Here is a 22270-nt window from a genome sequence, read left to right as displayed (position 1 = left end):
GGTTGGGTATCATTATTTACACTATTCTTATTTATTTCTCCGTCTGTTAACGAAAAAATAGCATACATAAAGCAAAACTATCCACACAGGAATCAACTCTACAGATATTTTCAAACCGGTAATCCACATAATCACTAATATGCCCACCAAGAATAATAAACATATATAATTTGATAAGGGATAGAGATAAGATGGGAACTTTGTTTTAATCCGCTCGGCATCTTTATGGCGCCTGAATTTTAGATGGGTAATGCTGATCATCAACCAATTAATAATGAGCGACGACACTACTAGTGACATCAAGATAGACAAGGCCTTATCAGGCATGAGTTTGTTAATAATGATACATATTGCTACAAACAAACTTGAAAAAAGAAGTGCGTTCAGCGGAACTGAACTCTTATTCAATTTGGATAAAAAAGATGGCGCATTTCCTTGCGCCGCCAGTCCATATAACATCCTGCTGTTACTGTAAACGCAACTGTTATATACAGATAAAGCGGCAGTCAAAACAATCAAATTAAGTGCATTTGCAATTAAACTTGTAAAGTAGATGGTCTTACCGTAAAGACTAAACTGAAAGCCTTTCAAACTTTCAAACACCATTACGAACGGGCTACTATCGGTCGTTATATTTTTCCATGGCGATAACGAAAACAAAATTACAAGCGCACCAACATAAAATATCAATATCCGGTAAATTACCTGGTTAGTAGCTTTTGGAATAGTTTTTTCAGGATTCTCTGCCTCTGCAGCTGTTATCCCTATTAACTCTAATCCGCCAAAAGAAAACATAATGAGTGCTAATGCAGCAAACAACCCCTGATAGCTTCCACTTTCATCCAAACTTAAAAACCCCTTAGGAAAAAATCCTCCATCATTCCAGAGGTTTTGAATGCTTGCCTGTTCACCTCCGTTACCGCTAAAAAGCAGATATGCACCAAAAACAATCATAGCAATAATGGCCACTACCTTCACTATGGAAAACCAAAATTCAACCTCTCCATATACTTTCACACTAGTGAGGTTTAAAGCATTAATTACAATGAAAAAGAAAAGGCTTGATGTCCATAGTGGGATCTCAGGCCACCAGAAATGCACATAAATACCAATGGCTGTTAGCTCAGACATGCTGACCAGGATATACAGAACCCAATAATTCCAGCCTGATGCAAAGCCAGCAAATGATCCCCAATATTTATTGGCGAAATGGCTAAAACTACCGGAAACCGGTTCTTCCACTACCATCTCCCCTAACTGGCGCATAATAAAAAAGGCAATAATCCCTGCCAATGCATATCCTAGAATTACAGACGGACCAGCCAAAACAGCTGCCGGACCAATACCTAGAAATAATCCTGTTCCGATGGCTCCGCCAAGGGCAATTAATTGTATATGCCTGTTTTGCAAACCTCTTTTGAGTTTTTGATCCTCAGGCTTTTCGTTTGTTTGTTTCAATTTAGATGTGTTTTATTCTAAAAGATGGGGTGTCACTAAAATTTTCAACAAAAATGGGAACTTATATTGATTATTTTACGATTTCTTTTATTTACATCCCTTAGAAGCACAAACAAATCAATTACGCTTACTCACAGGCTAAGTTTACTGCCTTAAATCAATAAACACTTACCAATTAACTTCTGCCAGGTTCTTAATTTAAGTTTGGATTTTGAGGAAAGTTACTTAAATGAGCATATTTTGGTCCCAAATTGATGATCACCTCACGCCAAACCTCCTCTTCGTTCGCAGAAAAGATCACATCAGGGTGATATTTATCAGAAACAATCCAGGTGTTTTCCTTGAGTTCCTGTAACAGTTGCTCTTCACCCCAGCCAGAATAGCCTATAAAGAACTTAACCTCATCTGGTTCCAAATCATTATTAGCCAACAATACCTTTAAAGTTTCCAGGTTGGCACCATAATAAATGCCGGGCGATATTTCTTCACCATCATTCATTTTATCGTAGCAACGATGGATGATATGCAAGGTGTCTGTGCCCACAGGACCGCCAAAATAAACGGGAAAGTCTGATGGCCCAAGATCGGGCACCAAATCCCCCAATAACAGTTTACTTTTATGGTTCAATACAAAGCCAAGGGTACCCTCCGGGGTGTACTCGGCAATTAAGATGACCGATCGCAAGAAGTTTGGGTCATTTAAGAATGGTTCTGAGATCAGTAGTTTCCCAGCTGATGGTTCCAATTTGCTTAACATTTAGGTAAAATACTGATAATTTTGAATAAACTAAAACCTATTTTTGTAGAATGGACTTGACCATAGAAACGTTACAAAATTTAAGGCAGGAATATCGTTCAGCCGCACTCTCAGAAGATGAAGTGGAAAAGGACCCGATTGCACAATTCGCGAAATGGTTCACAGATGCAATGACAGCGCAACTTTTTGAACCGAACGTAATGACCCTGGCTACGGCCGATAAAACTGGGAAACCTGCCGCAAGAATGGTTCTTTTAAAAGGTTTCGACGAACATGGCTTCACCTTTTACAGTAATTATAACAGCCATAAAGGACACGATTTGGAAGAAAACCCGAGGGCCGCACTGGTCTTCTTCTGGCCTGATTTGGAACGTCAGGTGCGCATAGAGGGCACAGTAAGTAAAACCAATACAGAAGTAGCAGATCGTTATTTTCATTCCCGCCCCATAGGTAGCCAAATAGGCGCACTTGCGTCACCGCAAAGCAGTGTCTTACCTAACCGCCATATCCTTGAAAACAAGGTTTTGGAATTAACAAAGGAATTTGAAAACAAGGATATCCCAAGACCATTACATTGGGGTGGTTATGTGGTCAATCCAACGAATATAGAATTTTGGCAGGGACGTCCAAGTCGTTTGCACGACAGGATAAATTACCAATTAACCGATGGACAATGGACCATTAGTAGATTAGCACCATAATATATGATAAAAAACATCGCCGTTATAGGCTCCGGAACCATGGGTAACGGCATTGCACACACTTTTGCCCAATTCGGCTTTCCAGTGGTGTTAATTGACATCAATGACGAAGCCTTAGAACGTGGTCTTGCCACAATAACAAAAAACCTCGACCGTCAGGTTGCAAAAGGAACCATCACAGCAGAAGAAAAGGCAAATACACTTCAAAACATCAGTAAATCGACACAGATGAGAACTGGTGTGGTAGAAGCTGACTTAATAGTAGAAGCAGCAACAGAATACCTCGACTTAAAGCTAAAGATATTTACTGATCTGGATGCTTATGCCAAGGCTGACGCCATATTGGCCAGCAATACTTCCTCCATATCCATTACACAAATTGCTGCAGCTACAAACCGTGGACACCAGGTCATCGGCATGCATTTTATGAATCCTGTTCCAGTTATGAAACTGGTAGAAGTGATCAGGGGTTATGCCACCAGTGAGGAGACTACAGCTGCCGTGATGGCCCTTTCTAACGCACTTGGTAAAACACCGGTAGAGGTGAATGACTATCCGGGTTTTGTGGCTAACCGCATTTTGATGCCCATGATAAACGAAGCGATATACACCCTATTCGAAGGTGTTGCCGGTGTTTCTGAAATAGATACAGTAATGAAATTAGGGATGGCACACCCCATGGGGCCTTTACAACTGGCGGATTTTATTGGCCTGGATGTTTGCCTGGCTATACTCAACGTTTTACATGACGGTTTCGGAAATCCTAAATATGCGCCCTGTCCTTTATTAGTGAACATGGTGATGGCCGGAAAAAAAGGAATTAAGTCGGGCGAAGGCTTTTACGACTATTCCAACGGCGTTAAAGACGCAAAACTAGCGGCCAAGTTCCGCATTTAATGCTCACATTATCTTAACTTTGCAAACATGAATGAAAACCTTGACCCTGCTTCTGAAAACCTGACGCCCATTGATCGTGATATCGAAAAAGTGCTGCGGCCTCAGACCTTTGAAGACTTTACTGGTCAGGAGAAAATCATGGAAAATCTTAAGATTTTTGTAAAAGCCGCCAAATTACGTGGAGAATCTCTTGATCATGTGCTCTTACATGGTCCTCCAGGATTAGGGAAAACCACGCTTTCCCATATCATTGCCAATGAAATGAATACCGGTATCAAGATAACTTCTGGCCCGGTTTTAGATAAACCTGGAGACCTGGCTGGCTTATTGACCAACCTAGATACAGGGGACATTCTTTTTATTGATGAAATACACCGTTTAAGCCCACTGGTTGAAGAATACCTCTACTCGGCTATGGAGGACTTTAAGATTGATATCATGCTGGAGAGCGGACCGAATGCCCGTTCCGTGCAACTTAACTTAAACCCATTTACACTGGTAGGCGCCACAACCCGTTCTGGTTTGCTAACTGCACCATTAAGGGCAAGGTTTGGGATTAATGCACGTTTAGCCTATTATGATGCGAAGTTATTAACCACAATTGTGCAACGGTCATCAGAGATCCTAAAAACGCCCATTACAGATGAAGGGGCTTATGAAATTGCCCGCCGGAGTCGTGGTACACCACGTATTGCCAATGCATTACTGCGACGTACACGTGATTTTGCACAGATTAAAGGTAATGGCGAAATTGATACAGAAATTGCCCGTTTTGCGCTAACCGCTTTAAATGTCGATGAACATGGATTAGATGAAATGGATAATAAAATACTCCTTACTATTATCGATAAGTTCAAAGGGGGCCCTGTAGGTGTTAAAACTATTGCCACGGCCGTTGGCGAAGACGAAGGCACCATTGAAGAGGTTTATGAACCTTTTTTAATCCAGGAAGGTTATTTAATGCGCACCTCCAGGGGCCGCGAAGTAACTGAAGCTGCATACGTCCATTTAAAAAGAACATACCAGGCACAAACTGGCCGTTTGTTCTAAATTACACCTCCATGCAAATGGAAACATATTCCTATTGAAATGAATATTGAATTAAGAAAATTAACATTAGAAGATTACGACGACCTTAAAGAATCAATGGCACAGGCCTACGATACTCTAGGTGGCTCTATATGGAGTAAAGCCAGCATTAGCAGGCTACTCAAACTATTCCCTGAAGGACAATTGTGTATCGCCGTAGACGATAAAGTGGTAGCCTGTTCGCTCTCCCTCATCGTAGATTATGATCAGTATGGCGACAAACACACCTACCGGATGATTACTGGTGATTACACCTTCTCTACACATGATCCCAATGGAGATGTGTTATACGGAATCGAAATTTTTGTAAGCCCTGATTACCGTGGTTTACGCTTAGGTAGAAGGTTATATGAAGCCCGTAAGGAGCTGTGCGAGAGCTTAAATCTAAAAAGTATCATCGCCGGTGGACGTATTCCCGGATACCATGAATATGCTGACACCTTATCACCAAGAGCTTATATTGACAAGGTAAAAGCAAAAGAAATATTCGACCCGACGCTTACATTTCAGCTTTCTAATGATTTCCACGTAATTAAAGTATTAAAAAATTACCTTCCTGGAGATCATGAATCCAAAGATTTCGCTACCCTACTCGAATGGAACAATATCTATTATCAGGGAATCGATGCTTCAGCGCGTTCTGCCAAAACAATTAGAATCGGCCTTGTACAATGGCAAATGCGTTTGTTCCCCGATCGCGAGTCCTTCTATGAACAGGTAGAATTCTTTATTGATGCAGTGAGCGGTTACAAATCTGATTTCGTGATGTTTCCAGAGTTCTTCAACACCCCATTGTTGCAGCCCTACAATCATTTGCCCGAACTTGAAGCCATGCGGATGCTGGCCGAACAGACTGAAGAAATCGTAGAGAAAATTCAGGAATATGCAGTGGCGTACAACGTAAACGTCATTTCGGGTACTATGCCGATCATTGACAAAGAAAACAACAAGTTGTACAATGCTACTTACTTATGCCACAGAAGTGGAAAAACAGAAGAATATCGCAAAATTCACATCACGCCTAATGAACATAAGTACTATGGGATGACAGGTGGCGATAAGATCAGGGTTTTTGATACCGACTGTGGTAAAATTGGGATCTTAATCTGTTACGATGTGGAATTCCCGGAGCTCAGCAGAATCTATGCTGATCAAGGGATGCAGATTCTGTTTGTACCATTCTTAACCGATACCCAAAATGGTTATACGAGGGTTAGGCACTGCGCACAAGCCAGGGCCATCGAGAATGAGTGTTATGTGGCTATTGCAGGTTGTGTAGGTAACTTACCTAAGGTGAATAATATGGATATACAATTTGCGCAATCTGCTGTCTTTACGCCGTCAGATTTCGCTTTCCCAACCAATGCGGTAAAAGCCGAAACTACGCCCAATACCGAAATGGTATTAATTGTAGATGTAGACCTTCACCTGTTGGATGAGTTGCATCATTTCGGAACGGTTAAAATCATGAAAGACCGTCGTCATGATTTGTATGAAGTGCGTTTATTGAAATAAGCCTAAACTTCACCACCGTCTCGGAACATAAACCAATAGATAATGAACAATATAATTATTGCTATTGGAATGGCCCATTTCATTGCTGGCCCAGCACCCTTGTTATCAGGCTCATTAACAGCCTCTGGCGATGGTCCTGGGTCATTTTCATGTGCAGGATAATCATGCTCTACGGGTTTACTGCTTTTGGTGGGATCCTCTGAATGAGATGTTTTGTTATTTTCCATGATCGTATAATTTGTTACCCTTAATTAACAATATTGGCCTAAAAAGGTTTTATTCGCAAAACCCTATCTTTGTATACGCATGTTTAACCATCACATTAAATACAGCCATATGATTAAGGAAGAAGCCCGCCGTTTGGGCTTCCAGCAATGCGGTATTGCCAAAGCTGGTTTTTTAGAAGAAGAGGCACCGCGCCTCAGCCAATGGCTAAAGAATCAACACCACGGTCAAATGGCGTATATGGAGAATCATTTCGATAAAAGACTTGACCCAACACTTTTGGTAGAAGACGCTAAGTCAGTCATTTCGTGTAGCTTAAACTATTTCCCAGCACAAGAACAGGAAGATCCTGAGGCCCCTAAACTTTCCAAATATGCCTACGGTAAAGATTACCACCTGGTGATTAAAGAGAAACTCTCCGAACTGCTCCACTTCATTCAGGAAAATATTGGCGAAGTGAAAGGAAGGGCATTTGTTGATTCGGCACCCGTGCTTGATAAGGCCTGGGCAAAAAAATCAGGTCTCGGCTGGGTAGGTAAACACAGCAATCTGCTCAGTAAACAATCGGGATCTTTCTTTTTTCTGGCGGAACTCATTATTGACCTCGACCTTGAGTATGATCATCCCTTTACTGCTGATCATTGTGGCAGCTGTACCCGCTGCCTGGATGCCTGCCCTACAGAAGCGATTATCGCTCCCTACACCGTTGACGCCAGCAAATGCATCTCTTATCTCACTATTGAGTTAAAAGACGAAATACCGGCTTCTTTTGCGGGTAAAATGGAGAATTGGATGTTTGGTTGCGACATCTGCCAGGATGTATGTCCCTGGAACCGCTTTTCAGTACCCCATAAGGAAACCGCCTTTGAACCTGCAGCAGGTTTAATGGAAATGAAAAAGAATGATTGGTTAGACATTACAGAAGATGTATTTAAAACCATCTTCAAGCACTCAGCCGTGAAAAGAACCAAATTTAAGGGCCTTACCAGAAATATTGAATTCATAAAAAAGGCCTCCGAAGAGGCCTGATCTGCTATTGCAACTATTTTTATTTTACTACGTAAATGTTGTCTTTTGGTTCCTTATCAGGAACATGACCTCCGCCAAGTATTACCTTCTTCAATACCTTCCCCGTTGGTACATCGATAGAAATCACCTGGTCGCCTTGCTCCCATACGCCGATGGAATGGTGTAAATGACTCACAGAACCATCAGCATATTCCATGCGCAGGTCTATCGGCAAAGGCTTCTTACTTTTATTACGAATGCTCACAACATAACCTTCGTCACTTTTATCCACTTTCTCAATGGCCAGGTCAGTTACGCCTTCTTCAAAGAACCAGGTTTTCCAGAACCAGTTCATGTTTTTACCAGCACCTTCATTCATGCTGTTAAAGAAATCGAAAGGTGTTGGGTGTTGCCCATTCCATTGCTCAATATAATGATGCAAAGCTTTGGTAAACAGCTTGTCACCCAAGTAATCTTTAACAAACAGGTAACCCATACCCGGTTTAGGGTATGAAGAGGTAAAAGCACCTGAACCTTTCAATTTTGTTGTTGGTGTAATAATCGGAGAATCATTAGTCGTACCTGATGTGGCTGCAGTTTGTGCCACGCCATACAAGTCAACCATGTTTGTATCAATCATCGGACTGATTAACCACTCCCCTATAGTAGCCCAGCCTTCATCCATCCATGCATATTTCGTTTCATTGGTCCCCATATAAAAAGGAAACATTGTATGAAAAATTTCATGTACCGTTAAGGTAATCGCATCCTCCCTTTTAGCTACCGGATTATCGTTTACCATCATTGGGTATTCCATCTGGTCTAAACCATCAAAAATAGTTTCATGTGAGTAGGGAAATGACCATTTGGGGAACACAAAGCTCATCGCCTCTACCGTTTTACGGGCAAAGTCAATCACTTCATAATAATCCTTGTGCGAGGGATTGAACACCGCATCCACGCGGGTCCTGCGTTTAGTCAAGGAATCAACCACCAGACTGCTCGATTTCCAGATGTAATGATCGCTGCTAGCAAAAACAAAATCGGTTACCTCTATGGCTTCAAAAGTCCAGGTATTAAATTGTTTCCCTTTAGTAATTTGCTTTTGTTTCAGATCCTGTTCAGTGAAAACGTCAACTACACCGTCTTCGGTTTCTGCCTGTCTTAATCGATTATAAATATGATCCTGATAAATATCCTTTGCGTTCGTTAAATCACCGGTTGCCCACACCTGGTAGTCTTTAGGCATTTTGATAGCTACTTTGAAGTTACAAAAGTCATTGTAAAACTCTTCATCACCGGTATAAGGATATTTATTCCAGCCATCCACATCGTCGTAAACAGCGATACGTGGAAAGAAATAAGCAACGAAATGGGAACCATTATCCACCTGTCCTGTACGGACATGAGATCCCTTATTTAAGGTATAGCTATAAGTTAATACCACCTTTATTTTTTTACCCGAAGCTAATGGAGCAATAGGCACCTTCATATTGGTACCTGCCTCAATCCATGATCCGGCCGCCAGGCTTTGGCCATCAATAATGATCGACGAAAGCTTTACGCCTTCTCCTAAATCGCGTTCATTAATCTTCGCTTTACGGGCAACCCCTTTTTTGTATAAGTTAGGGTATAACTTAAACCAAAGGGTATCCAGCTGATCAGGACTATTATTAAAATAGGTGATTTCAACTGTACCAGCTAACACACGTGTAACCGGATTAAAGTCTACGTCAATAACATAGTCAGCGGTATTCTGCCAATAGGCGGCACCTGGTTCACCAGTAGCCGAACGGGTATGAGCGGCATAGGCCTTCTCTATTTCCGCTGGCACAGGCAAAGTTTGCTGTGCTTGTGCACCAGCAAAGCCAAGCAGCAGAAACAGCAATAAGGCTGTTTTACTCAACTTAACCATTATTTACCGAACTTCATTTTAAGTTGTTCCAACATATCATTAGTTACGGCAGCTGGTTTCTCTTTTTTATACTGGGGTTTCGCTATATAGGGCTTAGCCGCAGGTCTAGCAGCCGGTGCCTGAGCTGGTGCGGTCTTTTGAACCGTACCTTGGGCCGACGTAGCCTGTTTTGCCGCTTTCAGTTCATCTTTCTTTTTATTCCACCTTAACCAGATTTCATCCAGTTTTTTCTTGGTATACAAAGGAAAATCACCCTGCTTCATCCATGCATAATAACTCGGCTCCACATCAAATACAGATTCAACAGTTTTGCCTTTATGCTTACCAAAATTGAAAACTTCTTTATTGTTCTCATTATAAACCATCCTGCCGGCAAAATCCACCGGTTTATTCATGTTGGTAAACTGATGCAGAGCATCTACGTCATTGATTACTGGCTGGCTGATTTTACCTTGTTTGTCTTCAAAATCAACATCCTTATAACGATCCAACTGTGCTAAAAGCACATGATAGGTGGCGGTGATATCAGCTTCTGCCGAGTGGGCATTCACAATATCTTTATCACAATAAAATTTATAGGCTGCACGAAGCGTGCGTTGTTCCATCTGGTGAAAAATGTTCTGCACATCAACAAACTTTCTGTCAGACATGTCTAAATCAACACCTGCCCGTAAGAATTCTTCCAGCAATACCGGAATATCAAAACGGTTCGAATTATAACCTGCTAAATCAGCATCGCCAATAAAGTCTGCCAGTTCCTGTGCAACAGCAGAAAATAACGGCGCATCAGCAACATGTTCATCATAGATGCCGTGAATCAAAGATGATTGTAAGGGAATAGGCATCCCCGGATTAATTTTCAGGGTTTTTATTTCTTCTGTACCATCTGGCATTGCTTTTAATATAGCAATCTCTACGATGCGGTCAGATCCTACATTAACACCTGTAGTCTCCAGATCAAAAAATGCGAGTGGACGTTTTAAATTTAATTTCATCTTATATATACTTTGTAAATCCTGATCTTATATGACCTGCTTTTAGTAGCAATCAAAAGTCGTTAAAATGATCCATTTATTCTCACTTATTTGTTAGAGATAAATAAGACATTAATATCCTGATTAATTAAACGCTCATGGAATGTTTTTTCTTGCCCAGAATTTTCAAACTTTACAGTAGAAGATAATCAGTTGTTTACTGGCCCTGCCTTAACCAAAGCTTTCTGATAAGCGGCAATATTCAGGTTGTCCACAATCACACCGCGACTAGGCGAAGCATGGACAAAGTGGTCGCCATTCAGGTATATGCCAACATGGTCTACTTCCCTGCCACCAAATGAAAAGAAGATCAAATCACCCTCCTTTAACTGGTTAATAGACTTCTTCTTGATCACCTCTGCCTGATCTTTTGACCGTCTGGGAAGATCAATTCCGTAGATCTTTTTCTCCAGCAATAATGCAAAACCCGAACAGTCGATCCCTTTTTTATCCAATCCTCCCAAACGGTACTGTACGCCTGTCCAATCAGTAATGAAGTTATATAAAGACTTATTACTTAACTTCGACATGGCATCAGCAGCGGCCGCACCCGCATCTACCCGGTAAGGCGTATGTTTTCTTGTGCCACAGGCCGCTAACAAACAACAGGCTATCGCCAATATCCATATTCTCTTTACCATGGTTATTCTTTAATTACCCGCTGTATCTCATCCAATTTCAGCAACGCCTCCACTGGTGTTAAAACATTTACATCGAGGTTATTTAACATATCGCGTATTTTTACAAGCACAGGGTCATCCACGGCAAACATATGCAATTGATAGGCCTGGTTCTGCACCTTTTTAATGCTGTCCTTAATACTCTGGCCTTCCGTTCGGTCAATCTCCAGTTTCTTTAATATTTCATTGGCCCGGGCAATTAACTTAGGCGGCATACCGGCCATTTTGGCCACATGGATACCAAAACTGTGCTCACTGCCTCCAGGAACCAATTTACGAAGAAAAATTACACGATTACCTACTTCTTTAATTGAAACGTTAAAGTTTTTAATCCTGCTCATCGTATTTGCGAGTTCATTTAACTCATGGTAGTGCGTGGCAAAGAGTGTTTTTGGCCTTGCAGTAGGGTGCGTGTGCAGGTACTCTGCAATGGCCCAGGCAATCGAAATCCCATCATAAGTGCTGGTTCCGCGGCCAATTTCATCCAACAAAATCAAACTGTGGTCTGATATATTATTCAATATACTCGCCGTTTCATTCATCTCCACCATAAAGGTACTTTCTCCCGACGATAAATTATCAGAAGCTCCTACCCTGGTAAACATCTTATCGACAATGCCAATAGTTGCCGACTTAGCCGGCACGAAACATCCCATCTGTGCCATCAATACGATCAGACCGGTTTGCCGTAAAATGGCCGACTTACCCGACATGTTGGGGCCGGTAATGATAATGATTTGCTGACTATCATTATCCAGGAACACATCATTGGTAATGTATTCTTCGCCAACCGCCAGGCGACGCTCAATCACGGGATGCCGTCCCCCTTTAATATCTAAAGCTTTTCCTGTATTTAAAACAGGCTTCACATAGTGGTGTTTTACAGCTAGTTGTGCAAAACACAACATCACATCCAGCTGCGCAACCAGGTACGCGTTAAGCTGTATAGGTTTAATATAGGCGGCCACCTGGTACATCAACTCGTTGTACAGGCGAATTTCAATCTGTTGTATCTTCTCTTCTGCACCTAGAATCTGCTCTTCATATTCCTTTAATTCCGGGGTAATGTAACGCTCCGCATTCACCAGCGTTTGTTTACGCAACCAACCCTCAGGTACTTTATCTTTATGGGTATGGGTAACCTCCAGGTAATAACCGAAAACATTATTAAAGGCAATCTTTAACGAAGGAATACCCGTAGCAGCGGCTTCCCTTTTCTGTATCTCCAGCAGGTAATCTTTTCCATGAAAAGATATTTTCCGCAGGCGATCCAGCTCTGCATCAATGCCATCAGCAATCACATTACCTTTTATCAGCAAGGCAGGGGGGTCAGGAAACAACTCTCGTTCAAGCTTCTCGCGAATCGTTAAACAAGGATTCAACTGATCGGCAAGGATCGACAGAAAAGGATTATTGCTTTGTTGAGTAAGCGTTTTAATCGCTTCAATGTAATGTAATGCCTTTTTAAGCTGACAAAGTTCACGAGGGCCTGCCTTTTGTAAACCTACTTTGGAAATCAGTCTTTCCAGGTCGCCGATCTGTTTAATATGGCCCAATAGTTCCTGCAACAACTCATCATGTGCTACCAGAAATTCGACCATACCTAAACGTTCTTCAATGGGCTTAAGTTCCTTCAGCGGCATAATGATCCACTTGTGCAGCAACCGCGCACCCATAGGTGTACAGGTTTCATCCAGCACATCAAATAAGGTTACTGCATTATCATGTGGCGAGCTCACCAGTTCCAGGTTGCGAATCGTAAAGCGATCCAGCCACATAAAACGGTCTTCTTCCAGCCTCGATAATGATGTAATGTGTTTTAAATTACGGTGTTCGGTTTCATTCAGGTAGTGCAGCACCACACCGGCAGCAATAATGCCCACCTGCAATTTTTCTACCCCAAAACCTTTAAGCGATGCTACCTCGAAATGTTTATTCAACGTTTCATTGGCATAATCGCTGGTAAATGCCCAGTCCTCCAGGTGATAAGTATAAAACTTATCACCAAAAAGCTCCAGAAATTCCTTTCTCCGGCTCTTTTGAAACACCACTTCTGTGGGTTTAAAACCCTGTAATACTTTATCTACATATTCGGCATTACCTTGTGCCACCAGGAATTCTCCTGTAGAAATATCTAATAACGACACCCCATAGCCGCTTTTATCGAAAGATACGGCGGCAAGATAATTGTTTGATTTCTGACTTAAGATGTTATCATTGTAAGCTACACCCGGTGTAACTAATTCTGTTACCCCTCTCTTTACAATGGTTTTGGTAGCCTTGGGATCTTCCAGCTGGTCACAGATCGCTACCCGCTGACCAGCACGAACCAGTTTGCTCAGGTAGTTCTCTAAAGAATGATGTGGAAATCCGGCTAGTTCTATATGACCACCGGGGCCATTCCCACGCCTAGTCAATACGATTCCTAATATCTGTGAAGTTTTTACCGCATCCGAACCAAATGTCTCGTAAAAATCACCAACCCTAAACAATAATAATGCACCAGGATATTTCGACTTAATCGAATTATATTGTTGCATTAATGGTGTTTCTTTACTCTTTTCTTTGGCCAAAATGATTCTATTTACAAAATCGTAAATATACTACCTTCATTCTTAGGCACCGTATTTTGTTGATAATTTTTAAGAATTACACCTGCTAATGGTTATGGTTAGGTTTTTGCGATTTCCTGCAAAAGCATTTAAATGGTATGAGCAAAACACATTTACAACTGATTTTACTTTCGCTGTTCCTATTTTTTGTCTGGTCTTGTAAACAGGATGAAGAACTCAAGATTCTTAAATATGCCGTACCCGACACCCCCCGATTAACGACACGTTAAGAAATGTACAGATAGTTTGGAAGCCCGGTGAAAAGAAAGTATCTCATGATGCGTATTTTGCTGAATACGGCCGCGTGAGAAGGTATAACGGCGACACCCTGTTACTGGTGTACCACTTTGGAAAAAAAATGAACGAATGGGATAACATCGCCATGCGCAAAAGCACTGACAATGGCAAAACCTGGTTACCACATACCACCGTTGTGGCCGACGGTGATGATAAACGTTACAGCGGCTTCTCGACACCTGATTTATTGGTGTTAAAAAACAAATGGCTCATGCTGGCCTATACCGGCCGTGGAATCCCCGACGATAGCCTTCACAACAACCTGCAAATCCGAATCAGTAAAGATGGAGGCAACACTTGGAGGCGCCCGGCCATCGTAAGTCTTGGCCGATCATGGGAACCCGGAATGATACAACTCCCCACTGGCGAGATACAGCTCTTCTATTCCAATGAGATCCTCAGCACCAAAAATGCGAAAGGTCGCCATGAACAAAAGGTACTTATGATCTCTTCACTAAGCAATGGCCATAAGTGGTCCAAGCCAAGAACGGTAGCTTTTACACCTGAAGGTAGAGACGGTATGCCTATCCCCCTGGTGTTACAAGAAGATAAAGGAATTCTCTTTGTACTGGAAGCTGTTGAAAATCCAACGTCACCAGAAATTTTATGGTCATCATTAAAAGCAAACTGGAAATATGAGGAACTAGGAAGCTATGAAAATGGCAGGCGCTGGGTAAGTAGTATAGACCCGATTTGGGGTGGTGCGCCCTGTATCATTCAACTGCCTACCGGCGAAACCATCATGAGTATGCAAACCGAAGGCGGCCGCAAAATAGAACGCTATACGGAATGGAAGAAAAATAATGTAGTGGTGATGACCGGTAACAGCATAGGGAAAAACTTTAATAACCTGACTTTCCCCTACCCCGATCTTCCTGTAGAAGAAGGTCGTTATTTTAATTCTATATTTCTCGTAAACGATACCACGCTCGCACTGTTAACCACCCGGAATTATCCTGACGACCGCAGTGAAGTATTTTGGAAGGAAGGACGTATCTACAGGCGCGGGAGGTAAGATAGAAACAAGTTCATGGCTTCGCGTTTCTGAGGAGTTAACTCAAAATCCAGTTTATGCATCAGGTAGTCGTCCATGTCGAAACCATCAATTTTCGGCAAGGTTTGCAGCACTTCCTTCCGTTGGTCCAAACCAAACTTCAACGCTTCATTAAACTGTGCTACGAAAGCGGAAGGAATAGTTTTATTGGCTATCCAGGCAGCATATAGAAAAGGTAATCCTGTAAATTTCAACCATTCTTCACCCATATCATAGGCATGAGCATAGATTTCACGGTTGCTGAAGGTGCGGTCACCAATTAATACAATCGCATCGGTATGTGCATCCTGATCGGTGGTAAAGACCACTTCCTGCTTCCAATAAAACTTTAATAACACCCTGGCGAGGTTATTGGAAGTACGTGATTGTGGGTCTAATCGAACAGTTTTTATTTCCTGAACCGGTACATGGCTAAAAATAAACACTGAATTAACAGCACCTACAGAGCCAATACCATATGCGCCGATGATATTTGCATTTGGAACCAGTGGAAAAGCCGCTACCGGCATCAAACCAATGTCAACGGTTTGGTCAATTACTTTTGCTGCACAATCAGCAGGAACATCTAAAGAAAGTTCAATATTATTGATGAGGTCAGAATTTTCTAGTCCGTAAATAAAGGGTTTGGTATTGGTATAAGATACAGCTGATATTTTTATTTTGTCCAAGATGCTTAAACTTTTAAATGGTCGGTATTATTAAAATCGGTAATGGTAAACTGCTTACCAGTGAGTGATACCCGGTAAAGGGTGGTATTCTGATGTGGAAAATCAGCCATTTCTGAGAAGGGTTTGCCCGAAAGCATGCACAGCAATATGCGCATGGCACGGCCATGCATACAAATAAGCACCAGCTTTTCTTCCGGGTGACTTAGAATTTCATCAACGGCCTCCTGCAAGCGGGCAGCCACTTCATTAGGGCTTTCGCCACCATTTAATTTGGCGTCATAATTACCTGATGTCCACTGTTCGAGCAGGTCCCTAAATACAAGAATGGATTCGTCAGATCTTGCCTGGCCTTCCCATTCGCCCCAGGCTAACTCATCCAATCCGCTCAGCTGGGTAGTGGGAATACCCGCGTCCGTAAATTGTTGTACAGTCTGGTGTGTACGTTTTAACGCCGACACGTAAATTTTGTCGAATGGTAAATCCTTATACATTGCATAGAAAGCAGCAGCTTGTTCCCTCCCCGTGTCATTCAGGTCGCTGTTAATGCCGCGTCCCTGTACAATCCCGTGTTTGTTTAACGCTGTTTCACCATGCCTGATAATGTATAACTCTTTATCCATAATCTATTAATTGATCACCGGAAGTTTATAGTAACTGGGCTTTTTGTCGCTTTCAAATTCTACATTGGTATAATCTGTTACCACATTATACAAAGTATCGCGTTCAATTGGACGACGCCTTACCTGTTTAATCAGTTCAACCAGTTCCTGAGTACTCATGCCAGGCGTTTGTTCTTCGGCACCTGCCATTGAATAAATTTTAGTGGTATCGTCTAGCGTACCATCAATATCATCAACGCCAAAATTTAAGGATAGTTGAGCGGTCTGTCGGCTAATCATCGCCCAATAGGCTTTAATGTGGTCAAAATTATCAAGGTAAATCCTGGCAATGGCATAATTCCTTAAATCTTCAATTACCGAAACTTCAGGAACATGTGACATCTGGTTGTTTTGATTCCTGAATTTTAATGGGATGAATGCCTGAAAGCCACCTGTTTTATCCTGCAACTGGCGCAACCGCTCCATATGATCAACCCGGTGCCAGTATGCTTCAATATGACCATATAACATGGTCGCATTGCTTCGCATGCCCAGTTTATGAGCTTGTTCATGGATATCCAGCCACTGTTCAGCATTACATTTATCATGGGCAATCTGCTCACGTATTTCAGGATGAAATATTTCTGCACCTCCCCCAGGCATGGAATCCAGACCTGCTTCCTTAAGGTATTTCATGCCATCGTAATGACTTAATTTTGCCTTCTTAAAAATATAGAAATATTCTACCGGGGTTAAAGCTTTGATGTGTAGATCCGGTCGATGGGCTTTAGCCGCCCTAAAGAAACTGGCATAAAAATCAAGGTTCTGCTTTGGCACTACGCCTCCCGTAAGATGCACTTCAGTAACAGGTTCCCCATCGTATTCACGTAGTTTTTGCATCATCTTCTCTACAGTACTTTCCCAGCCTTCTTCTTTTTGCCTGATCATGCGCGAATAAGAGCAGAACTTGCAGTCATAAACGCAAAGGTTAGTAGGCTCAATATGAAAATTGCGGTTAAAAAAGGTATCATCACCGTGTTTACTTTCCCTGATGAAATTAGCCAGTACGCCTAAATAGCCCAGCTCGGCATGTTCATAGAGGTAAACACCCTCTTCCATTGAAATCCTTTCTCGCGACTGTACCTTATGGGCAATTGCTTTTAAAGCGGGTGATAATTCGGGGTCGTTGAGTAATAAGTTTAAGGCGATATTCTCCATGGTTGATCTCTGAACTGAATGAAGGCAAAAGTAACATAAAAATAAGGAAACGCGTGTTTCTGAAAAGTAAAAGTACAATTCAAGGCATTTGAACCGTCTTCTATGGTAACCATAGCACCGCCTATAAACTTAACTCTATGTATATTCTTTCAACAACTGCAGACAGTACCATTCCTGCCTTGGCAAATGGAAAGCAAAGGACTCCGCACCTGATGCACTCCTTAAGGTGCACAAAATAATTTTTATCATTGGTATTTGATAATCTGCTTCACCGGAACACGCACAAACTTCAAACTGCTCTTCCCTTCGTACAGAATACCAATGGTGTTATCGTCAATTTTAGTTAAGGCAGAATAGCCAAAACAATCGCGTTCATCTAACAATAAGGTATTGGCAGGTTGCCAGGTTTCGCCATAGTCTAAACTTGCTTTGATGCTGATGTTCCTTCTCGGACTATCTGACACATTCGGATTGCTAAAGAATAGCACATCACGCATTTTGCCGTTTACATTCACTTTAGCTTTAATGAAGCTGGCCATACATACCGGATCTGGAAGCGTATGGTAGGAAGTGGCATGTTCAGTCCAGGTCATGCCCATATCTTTAGTCACAGCAACACTCCTAAACTTACCTCTGTTGTCACGCATGTTCAACATCAGCGTACCTGGAGAGGTTTCTACCAGCTGACTTTCTGTGGTATTCGATTTCGCACCTAAGCCGCTCTTCCATGATTTTCCATGGTCATCACTATATATCAAAGTAGAATGTGGCATCTTATCGGCATCCCAATATTGTGCAGCAAAAACAATTTTACCATCTGCCATCGCAATACCATTTCCAGGGCCCGGGAAAAAGATACGCCATTTTGGATTCTTCACCTTAGACGTGATGTTAATCGGTTTAGACCAGGTTAAGCCATCATCTGTGCTTTTGGTCAAGATAATCTGACCGGTTTCATCGGGACTTAAACCTGGACCAGAACCTGCAATTGACCTGTTGCCTTTACTCCATAATGCGGCTACCCAAATCGTCTTGCTTACAGGGTCAAACAATACTGCAGGATCACCTATCCCACTATTGTCTTTTGGACCACCCATGTCTAAAATTGTTTTCATGTCCGACCAGCTTTTACCACCATCGGTACTTCTGTTCATTCCCACATCAATATTAGCGGGTAAATCACGACTATTGTCGTAGCGGATATCATATACGGAAATTAAGGTGCCTTTATCTGTAGTGGCCATTCCAGGTATGCGGTAAGATACAACCTGATCATCCATAGGTTTACGTAAGGCAAATCCGATGGGTTGATTGCTTAACTCATTTTGCTTCACCGGGTACCGACGACCCGCAGCATCCTTAAGGTTAGTTATCTTTAACTGCACCTTTCCATCCATGTCAGCAGTATTTTTCAGCAATACATTTATCCACAAATGGTGTTTTCCTGATGCTAATTTTCCAGGCACCTGTAAGGAAAATTTCTTCGCTGAGGGCACCAACGTTGCCATCAGCTGTCCTTTGTCCAGGTTATTTCTTTCGGTAGGGTTATACATCTGTTTGGTAGCATAAACTTCCAACTTACTAATATAGGATAAGGTATGGGTATCCATCACGCCTTCCAAAGTGCTTAGCGCAATCGTTGAATTACCTTCAGGAATATTTACCTCCAACCGCAGCACAGGATTAAATTCAAAACGCTGCAACACGGGATTAGTCGTTTTCGTTGCCGTGATTTCTACGGCATTGACGCCTGCACTTTGTTGTATTATTGGTGTACAGCCTACTGCCGTTAACAGCAGCAGAAGAAATAATCCGGTGTAGGTTCTTAATTTTTGCATAGTCATTAGATTTTAAAGGTGTATAGTTGAATTAGGTGTTAACGAAAACATTTTGCTTTGTCAGCAGAAAATAGAGCTGTACTGCAAAGGCAACAACAACGATTCCGGCAAACATAGCAAAGTAAAAGTATTTACCAAGGCTCCCTTCATCTGATAATTACCCAGCAAGTCGGTAATATAAGTAGGTATGGCAAAGTAGAATAAGATGGCCAACCCATTAAACAAGGAACTCTTTTTCGAAATGCCTGAACAAAACTTTGAAAAAATAATAATTATCTGAAACCACGAGTGCCGAAGTAGAAAATCACGCAAACGTTTGCAGGTATATTCTAGCAAAAAGTCTTCTATATTTAGCAATATGTCCTTAAATGCGTTGACAGATGATGAATTATTTACCTTATTTAAGTCAGGCAATCAAAATGCGTTCGCTGAAATTTATGAGCGCTACTGGTCAGTCTTGTTCTTCATGCCCGCAACTTACCCCGGGAAAACGATGAAGCTGCGGGTATCGTTCAGAAACTGTTTACTACTTTTTGGACAAAAGCAGCATCAATCAACCTTATTCTCAATAATAATATGATTAAAAAAAACAACCTAAACCTACCACATTTATTGGTTTTAGCGGCCATAGGCACACTAATTTGTCTATCAAGCTATACCATGGCGCAAACCGCCAGTCAAACCAATCCCCAACCCTTTGTTATTCCCGCTTTGCGGGAATGGCATGGTGGCAAAGGCGAGTACCTGCTCAAGTCTTCCAGCAGGATCGTTTTGTCAAAAGGCAAAAAGGAAGCGTTGGAAAAAGCAGCCTCTATTTTAAAGGATGATATCCACGCGCAAACAGGCTATAATTTAAAAATCGTTAGCAAAAGCCCTAAAAAAGGAGATATCGTATTAAGCCTGGGCGATACCGACACCAGTATCGGCGAAGAAGGCTACAATTTTAAGGCCAGCGAATACCTGAGCATCAGCGCAAATAACTACAAGGGCTTATTCTACGGAACACGCACTTTGTTGCAATTGCTCGAACATAAAAAAAGCATTCCACAAGGAAGCGCGAAAGACTTCCCTGAATTTAAAGTGCGTAGTTTTGTGCTCGATGTGGGCCGCAAGTTTTTCAGCATTTCCTTCCTGCAGGATTATGTAAAACTCATGTCTTATTACAAGTTCAATGACTTTCAGATCCACCTGAACGACAACGGCTTCAAGAAGTATTTCGATGAAAACTGGGATAAAACTTATTCTGCTTTTCGCTTAGAAAACGAAACCTACCCCGGTCTTACCGCCAAAGACGGATCTTATACAAAAAAGGAATTCATCGCTTTGCAGGCCCTGGCTAAGGATTACGCCCTGACTATTATCCCCGAGATCGATGCGCCAGCCCATGCATTGGCCTTTACTAAGGTAAAACCAGAACTGGGCAGTAAGGCCTACGGCATGGATCACCTCGATTTAAAGCATCCTGGATCTCTGGAGATGATGAAAAATGTGTTCAAAGAATACTTGAGTGGCGATCAGCCTGTATTCACAGGTACTGAAGTTCACATCGGAACGGATGAGTATGATAAAAAAGAAGCAGAACTTTTCCGTGCTTTCACAGACCAGATGATTGAACACGTGCAAAGTTATGGAAAAACTGTGCGCATTTGGGGTGCCCTCACTCATGCCGCCGGAAAAACCCCGGTAAGGGTCAAAAATGTAAACATAAACGCATGGTATAATGGTTATGCCGATCCTATTGAAATGAAAAAACTGGGCTATAAGCAAATCAGCACGCCAGACGGATGGCTGTATATTGTGCCAGCCGCAGGTTATTATTATGATTACCTGAATTACAAAAACATCTATGACAAATGGAGCCCCCTTCAGGTTGGCAATGTTCGCTTTGCGGCTGGCGACAGCACCATTATTGGAGGTGCATTTGCGGCATGGAACGATATAGTAGGTAATGGCATCAGTGAAAAAGATGTAAACGACCGGGTGTTCCCAGCCATGCAGGTACTGTCGCAAAAAATGTGGGGTGGCGATAAAACCATCATGACCTATGAGACTTTTGATGCGGAAAGAAAAAACATCGGTGAAGGACCCTCCATTAACATCAGGGGTAAAATTGGTAGGACCAGCCAGTCGCCAGTCGTTGCTTACACTTTCGATAAACGCAACAAAAATATACAAGTCAGTCAAGCCAGCTACGCAAATGGAAAAAAAGGGAAGGCCTTGTCCTTTACCGGATCCAATAGCTTTGCCAAACTGCCTTATAAAGAAATAGGCTATGATTATACCGTTTCCTTCTGGATCAACCCTTCCGACAACCCGGGCGGAAACATCACCCTTTTTAAATCATCTCATTCAGAAGTTAAACTCAAGCAGGGCAACAATGGAAAACTAGGATTTTCCAGGGATGGTTACCATTACGATTTTGATTATACCGTTCCCGAAAAAACCTGGACACACATCACCATTTCAGGTACAGCAAAAGGAACAAACCTGTACATTAATGGCCGTTTACAAAAAAGCCTGAAGGACAACTGGATCCAGTATACTGATAAGGATAAAACTAAAATGCGTAAGGTGGAGACCCTATTTTTTCCTCTTGAGCAGATTGGTGGCTTTAATGGAATGATAGATGATTTACAAGTATGGAACAGGTTGTTGTCGGATGAAGAGATCTTAACTCTATAATAGTGTTTACAAACCCTATCCAG

The 22270-nt window shown here is 42.0% G+C and carries 18 protein-coding genes; 7 read left to right on the top strand and 11 right to left on the bottom strand.

The annotated features are described in order from the left end of the window. Positions 1 to 27: 27 nt before the first annotated feature. Together ACR2F3_RS05620 and ACR2F3_RS05615 are read right to left on the bottom strand one after the other, a co-directional pair. The gene (locus tag ACR2F3_RS05620; protein ID WP_432708996.1) at positions 28 to 1458 is read right to left on the bottom strand and encodes an amino acid permease; all 1431 of its coding nucleotides are present in this window, start codon (positions 1456 to 1458) and stop codon (positions 28 to 30) included. 193 nt (positions 1459 to 1651) lie between these two features. Beyond that, on the bottom strand, positions 1652 to 2203 hold the full coding sequence (locus tag ACR2F3_RS05615; RefSeq protein WP_432708995.1) for a YqgE/AlgH family protein: 552 nt from the start codon (positions 2201 to 2203) through the stop codon (positions 1652 to 1654). A gap of 62 nt (positions 2204 to 2265) precedes the next feature. On the opposite strand from ACR2F3_RS05615, the gene pdxH reads away from it, so the two are divergent. The 4 genes from pdxH to ACR2F3_RS05595 are packed head-to-tail and all read left to right on the top strand — an operon-like array spanning position 2266 to position 6417. After that, positions 2266 to 2916 (top strand): pyridoxamine 5'-phosphate oxidase, encoded by a 651-nt coding sequence (gene pdxH / locus ACR2F3_RS05610; RefSeq protein ID WP_432708994.1) that lies wholly within the window; start codon positions 2266 to 2268, stop codon positions 2914 to 2916. 6 nt (positions 2917 to 2922) lie between these two features. Further along, positions 2923 to 3813, top strand: coding sequence for a 3-hydroxybutyryl-CoA dehydrogenase (locus ACR2F3_RS05605; protein ID WP_432709007.1), 891 nt, complete (start codon positions 2923 to 2925; stop codon positions 3811 to 3813). Positions 3814 to 3840: 27 nt separating this feature from the next. Beyond that, the gene (gene ruvB, locus ACR2F3_RS05600) at positions 3841 to 4863 is read left to right on the top strand and encodes a Holliday junction branch migration DNA helicase RuvB (RefSeq protein ID WP_432708993.1); all 1023 of its coding nucleotides are present in this window, start codon (positions 3841 to 3843) and stop codon (positions 4861 to 4863) included. Between the two features lie 39 nt (positions 4864 to 4902). Further along, the gene (locus tag ACR2F3_RS05595) at positions 4903 to 6417 is read left to right on the top strand and encodes a GNAT family N-acetyltransferase (RefSeq protein WP_432708992.1); all 1515 of its coding nucleotides are present in this window, start codon (positions 4903 to 4905) and stop codon (positions 6415 to 6417) included. Between the two features lie 2 nt (positions 6418 to 6419). Here the strand turns inward: ACR2F3_RS05595 and ACR2F3_RS05590 are convergent, their stop codons facing one another. Then, positions 6420 to 6644, bottom strand: coding sequence for a hypothetical protein (locus ACR2F3_RS05590; RefSeq protein ID WP_432708991.1), 225 nt, complete (start codon positions 6642 to 6644; stop codon positions 6420 to 6422). A 109-nt stretch (positions 6645 to 6753) separates the two neighbouring features. On the opposite strand from ACR2F3_RS05590, the gene queG reads away from it, so the two are divergent. Next, entirely contained in the window at positions 6754 to 7671 is a 918-nt protein-coding gene (gene queG / locus ACR2F3_RS05585; RefSeq protein ID WP_432708990.1) for a tRNA epoxyqueuosine(34) reductase QueG, read from the top strand. Between the two features lie 19 nt (positions 7672 to 7690). Here the strand turns inward: queG and ACR2F3_RS05580 are convergent, their stop codons facing one another. The 4 genes from ACR2F3_RS05580 to mutS form a co-directional block, all read right to left on the bottom strand. Beyond that, the gene (locus ACR2F3_RS05580; protein WP_432708989.1) at positions 7691 to 9565 is read right to left on the bottom strand and encodes a M1 family metallopeptidase; all 1875 of its coding nucleotides are present in this window, start codon (positions 9563 to 9565) and stop codon (positions 7691 to 7693) included. After that, positions 9565 to 10560 (bottom strand): exonuclease domain-containing protein, encoded by a 996-nt coding sequence (locus ACR2F3_RS05575; RefSeq protein ID WP_432708988.1) that lies wholly within the window; start codon positions 10558 to 10560, stop codon positions 9565 to 9567. Before ACR2F3_RS05575 ends, ACR2F3_RS05580 begins: the two co-directional genes overlap by 1 nt. A 188-nt stretch (positions 10561 to 10748) precedes the next feature. Further along, entirely contained in the window at positions 10749 to 11240 is a 492-nt protein-coding gene (locus tag ACR2F3_RS05570) for a C40 family peptidase (RefSeq protein ID WP_432708987.1), read from the bottom strand. Between the two features lie 2 nt (positions 11241 to 11242). Then, positions 11243 to 13852 (bottom strand): DNA mismatch repair protein MutS, encoded by a 2610-nt coding sequence (gene mutS, locus ACR2F3_RS05565; RefSeq protein ID WP_432708986.1) that lies wholly within the window; start codon positions 13850 to 13852, stop codon positions 11243 to 11245. 343 nt (positions 13853 to 14195) lie between these two features. On the opposite strand from mutS, the gene ACR2F3_RS05560 reads away from it, so the two are divergent. Then, on the top strand, positions 14196 to 15203 hold the full coding sequence (locus ACR2F3_RS05560) for an exo-alpha-sialidase (RefSeq protein ID WP_432708985.1): 1008 nt from the start codon (positions 14196 to 14198) through the stop codon (positions 15201 to 15203). Here the strand turns inward: ACR2F3_RS05560 and ACR2F3_RS05555 are convergent. The 4 genes from ACR2F3_RS05555 to ACR2F3_RS05540 form a co-directional block, all read right to left on the bottom strand. Next, complete coding sequence (locus ACR2F3_RS05555) at positions 15185 to 15910, bottom strand: menaquinone biosynthetic enzyme MqnA/MqnD family protein (protein WP_432708984.1); 726 nt, start codon at positions 15908 to 15910, stop codon at positions 15185 to 15187. The two genes, ACR2F3_RS05560 and ACR2F3_RS05555, sit on opposite strands and share 19 nt — an antisense overlap. A gap of 5 nt (positions 15911 to 15915) precedes the next feature. Then, complete coding sequence (locus ACR2F3_RS05550; RefSeq protein WP_432708983.1) at positions 15916 to 16530, bottom strand: histidine phosphatase family protein; 615 nt, start codon at positions 16528 to 16530, stop codon at positions 15916 to 15918. Between the two features lie 6 nt (positions 16531 to 16536). Beyond that, on the bottom strand, positions 16537 to 17727 hold the full coding sequence (gene mqnE, locus ACR2F3_RS05545; protein WP_432708982.1) for an aminofutalosine synthase MqnE: 1191 nt from the start codon (positions 17725 to 17727) through the stop codon (positions 16537 to 16539). A 245-nt stretch (positions 17728 to 17972) separates the two neighbouring features. Beyond that, entirely contained in the window at positions 17973 to 19565 is a 1593-nt protein-coding gene (locus ACR2F3_RS05540; RefSeq protein ID WP_432708981.1) for an exo-alpha-sialidase, read from the bottom strand. A gap of 576 nt (positions 19566 to 20141) precedes the next feature. Here ACR2F3_RS05540 and ACR2F3_RS05535 point away from each other — a divergent pair. Then, positions 20142 to 22247 carry a family 20 glycosylhydrolase gene (locus ACR2F3_RS05535; RefSeq protein WP_432708980.1) on the top strand — a complete coding sequence of 702 codons (2106 nt, stop codon included), beginning with the start codon at positions 20142 to 20144 and terminating at the stop codon, positions 22245 to 22247. Positions 22248 to 22270 lie beyond the last annotated feature (23 nt).

The sequence above is a fragment of the Pedobacter sp. genome (assembly GCF_045627485.1).
Classification (GTDB): Bacteria; Bacteroidota; Bacteroidia; order Sphingobacteriales; family Sphingobacteriaceae; genus Pedobacter.
This window is presented reverse-complemented; position numbering and strand designations above follow the sequence as displayed.

Bases quoted from the DNA above. Each gene is read 5' to 3' on its own strand.
- pdxH (WP_432708994.1), top strand. From the start codon at position 2,266: ATGGACTTGACCATAGAAACGTTACAAAATTTAAGGCAGGAATATCGT.
- ruvB (WP_432708993.1), top strand. From the start codon at position 3,841: ATGAATGAAAACCTTGACCCTGCTTCTGAAAACCTGACGCCCATTGAT.
- ACR2F3_RS05595 (WP_432708992.1), top strand. From the start codon at position 4,903: ATGAATATTGAATTAAGAAAATTAACATTAGAAGATTACGACGACCTT.
- ACR2F3_RS05590 (WP_432708991.1), bottom strand. From the start codon at position 6,644: ATGGAAAATAACAAAACATCTCATTCAGAGGATCCCACCAAAAGCAGT.
- queG (WP_432708990.1), top strand. From the start codon at position 6,754: ATGATTAAGGAAGAAGCCCGCCGTTTGGGCTTCCAGCAATGCGGTATT.
- ACR2F3_RS05580 (WP_432708989.1), bottom strand. From the start codon at position 9,565: ATGGTTAAGTTGAGTAAAACAGCCTTATTGCTGTTTCTGCTGCTTGGC.
- ACR2F3_RS05575 (WP_432708988.1), bottom strand. From the start codon at position 10,560: ATGAAATTAAATTTAAAACGTCCACTCGCATTTTTTGATCTGGAGACT.
- ACR2F3_RS05570 (WP_432708987.1), bottom strand. From the start codon at position 11,240: ATGGTAAAGAGAATATGGATATTGGCGATAGCCTGTTGTTTGTTAGCG.
- ACR2F3_RS05550 (WP_432708983.1), bottom strand. From the start codon at position 16,530: ATGGATAAAGAGTTATACATTATCAGGCATGGTGAAACAGCGTTAAAC.
- mqnE (WP_432708982.1), bottom strand. From the start codon at position 17,727: ATGGAGAATATCGCCTTAAACTTATTACTCAACGACCCCGAATTATCA.
- ACR2F3_RS05540 (WP_432708981.1), bottom strand. From the start codon at position 19,565: ATGCAAAAATTAAGAACCTACACCGGATTATTTCTTCTGCTGCTGTTA.
- ACR2F3_RS05535 (WP_432708980.1), top strand. From the start codon at position 20,142: ATGATTAAAAAAAACAACCTAAACCTACCACATTTATTGGTTTTAGCG.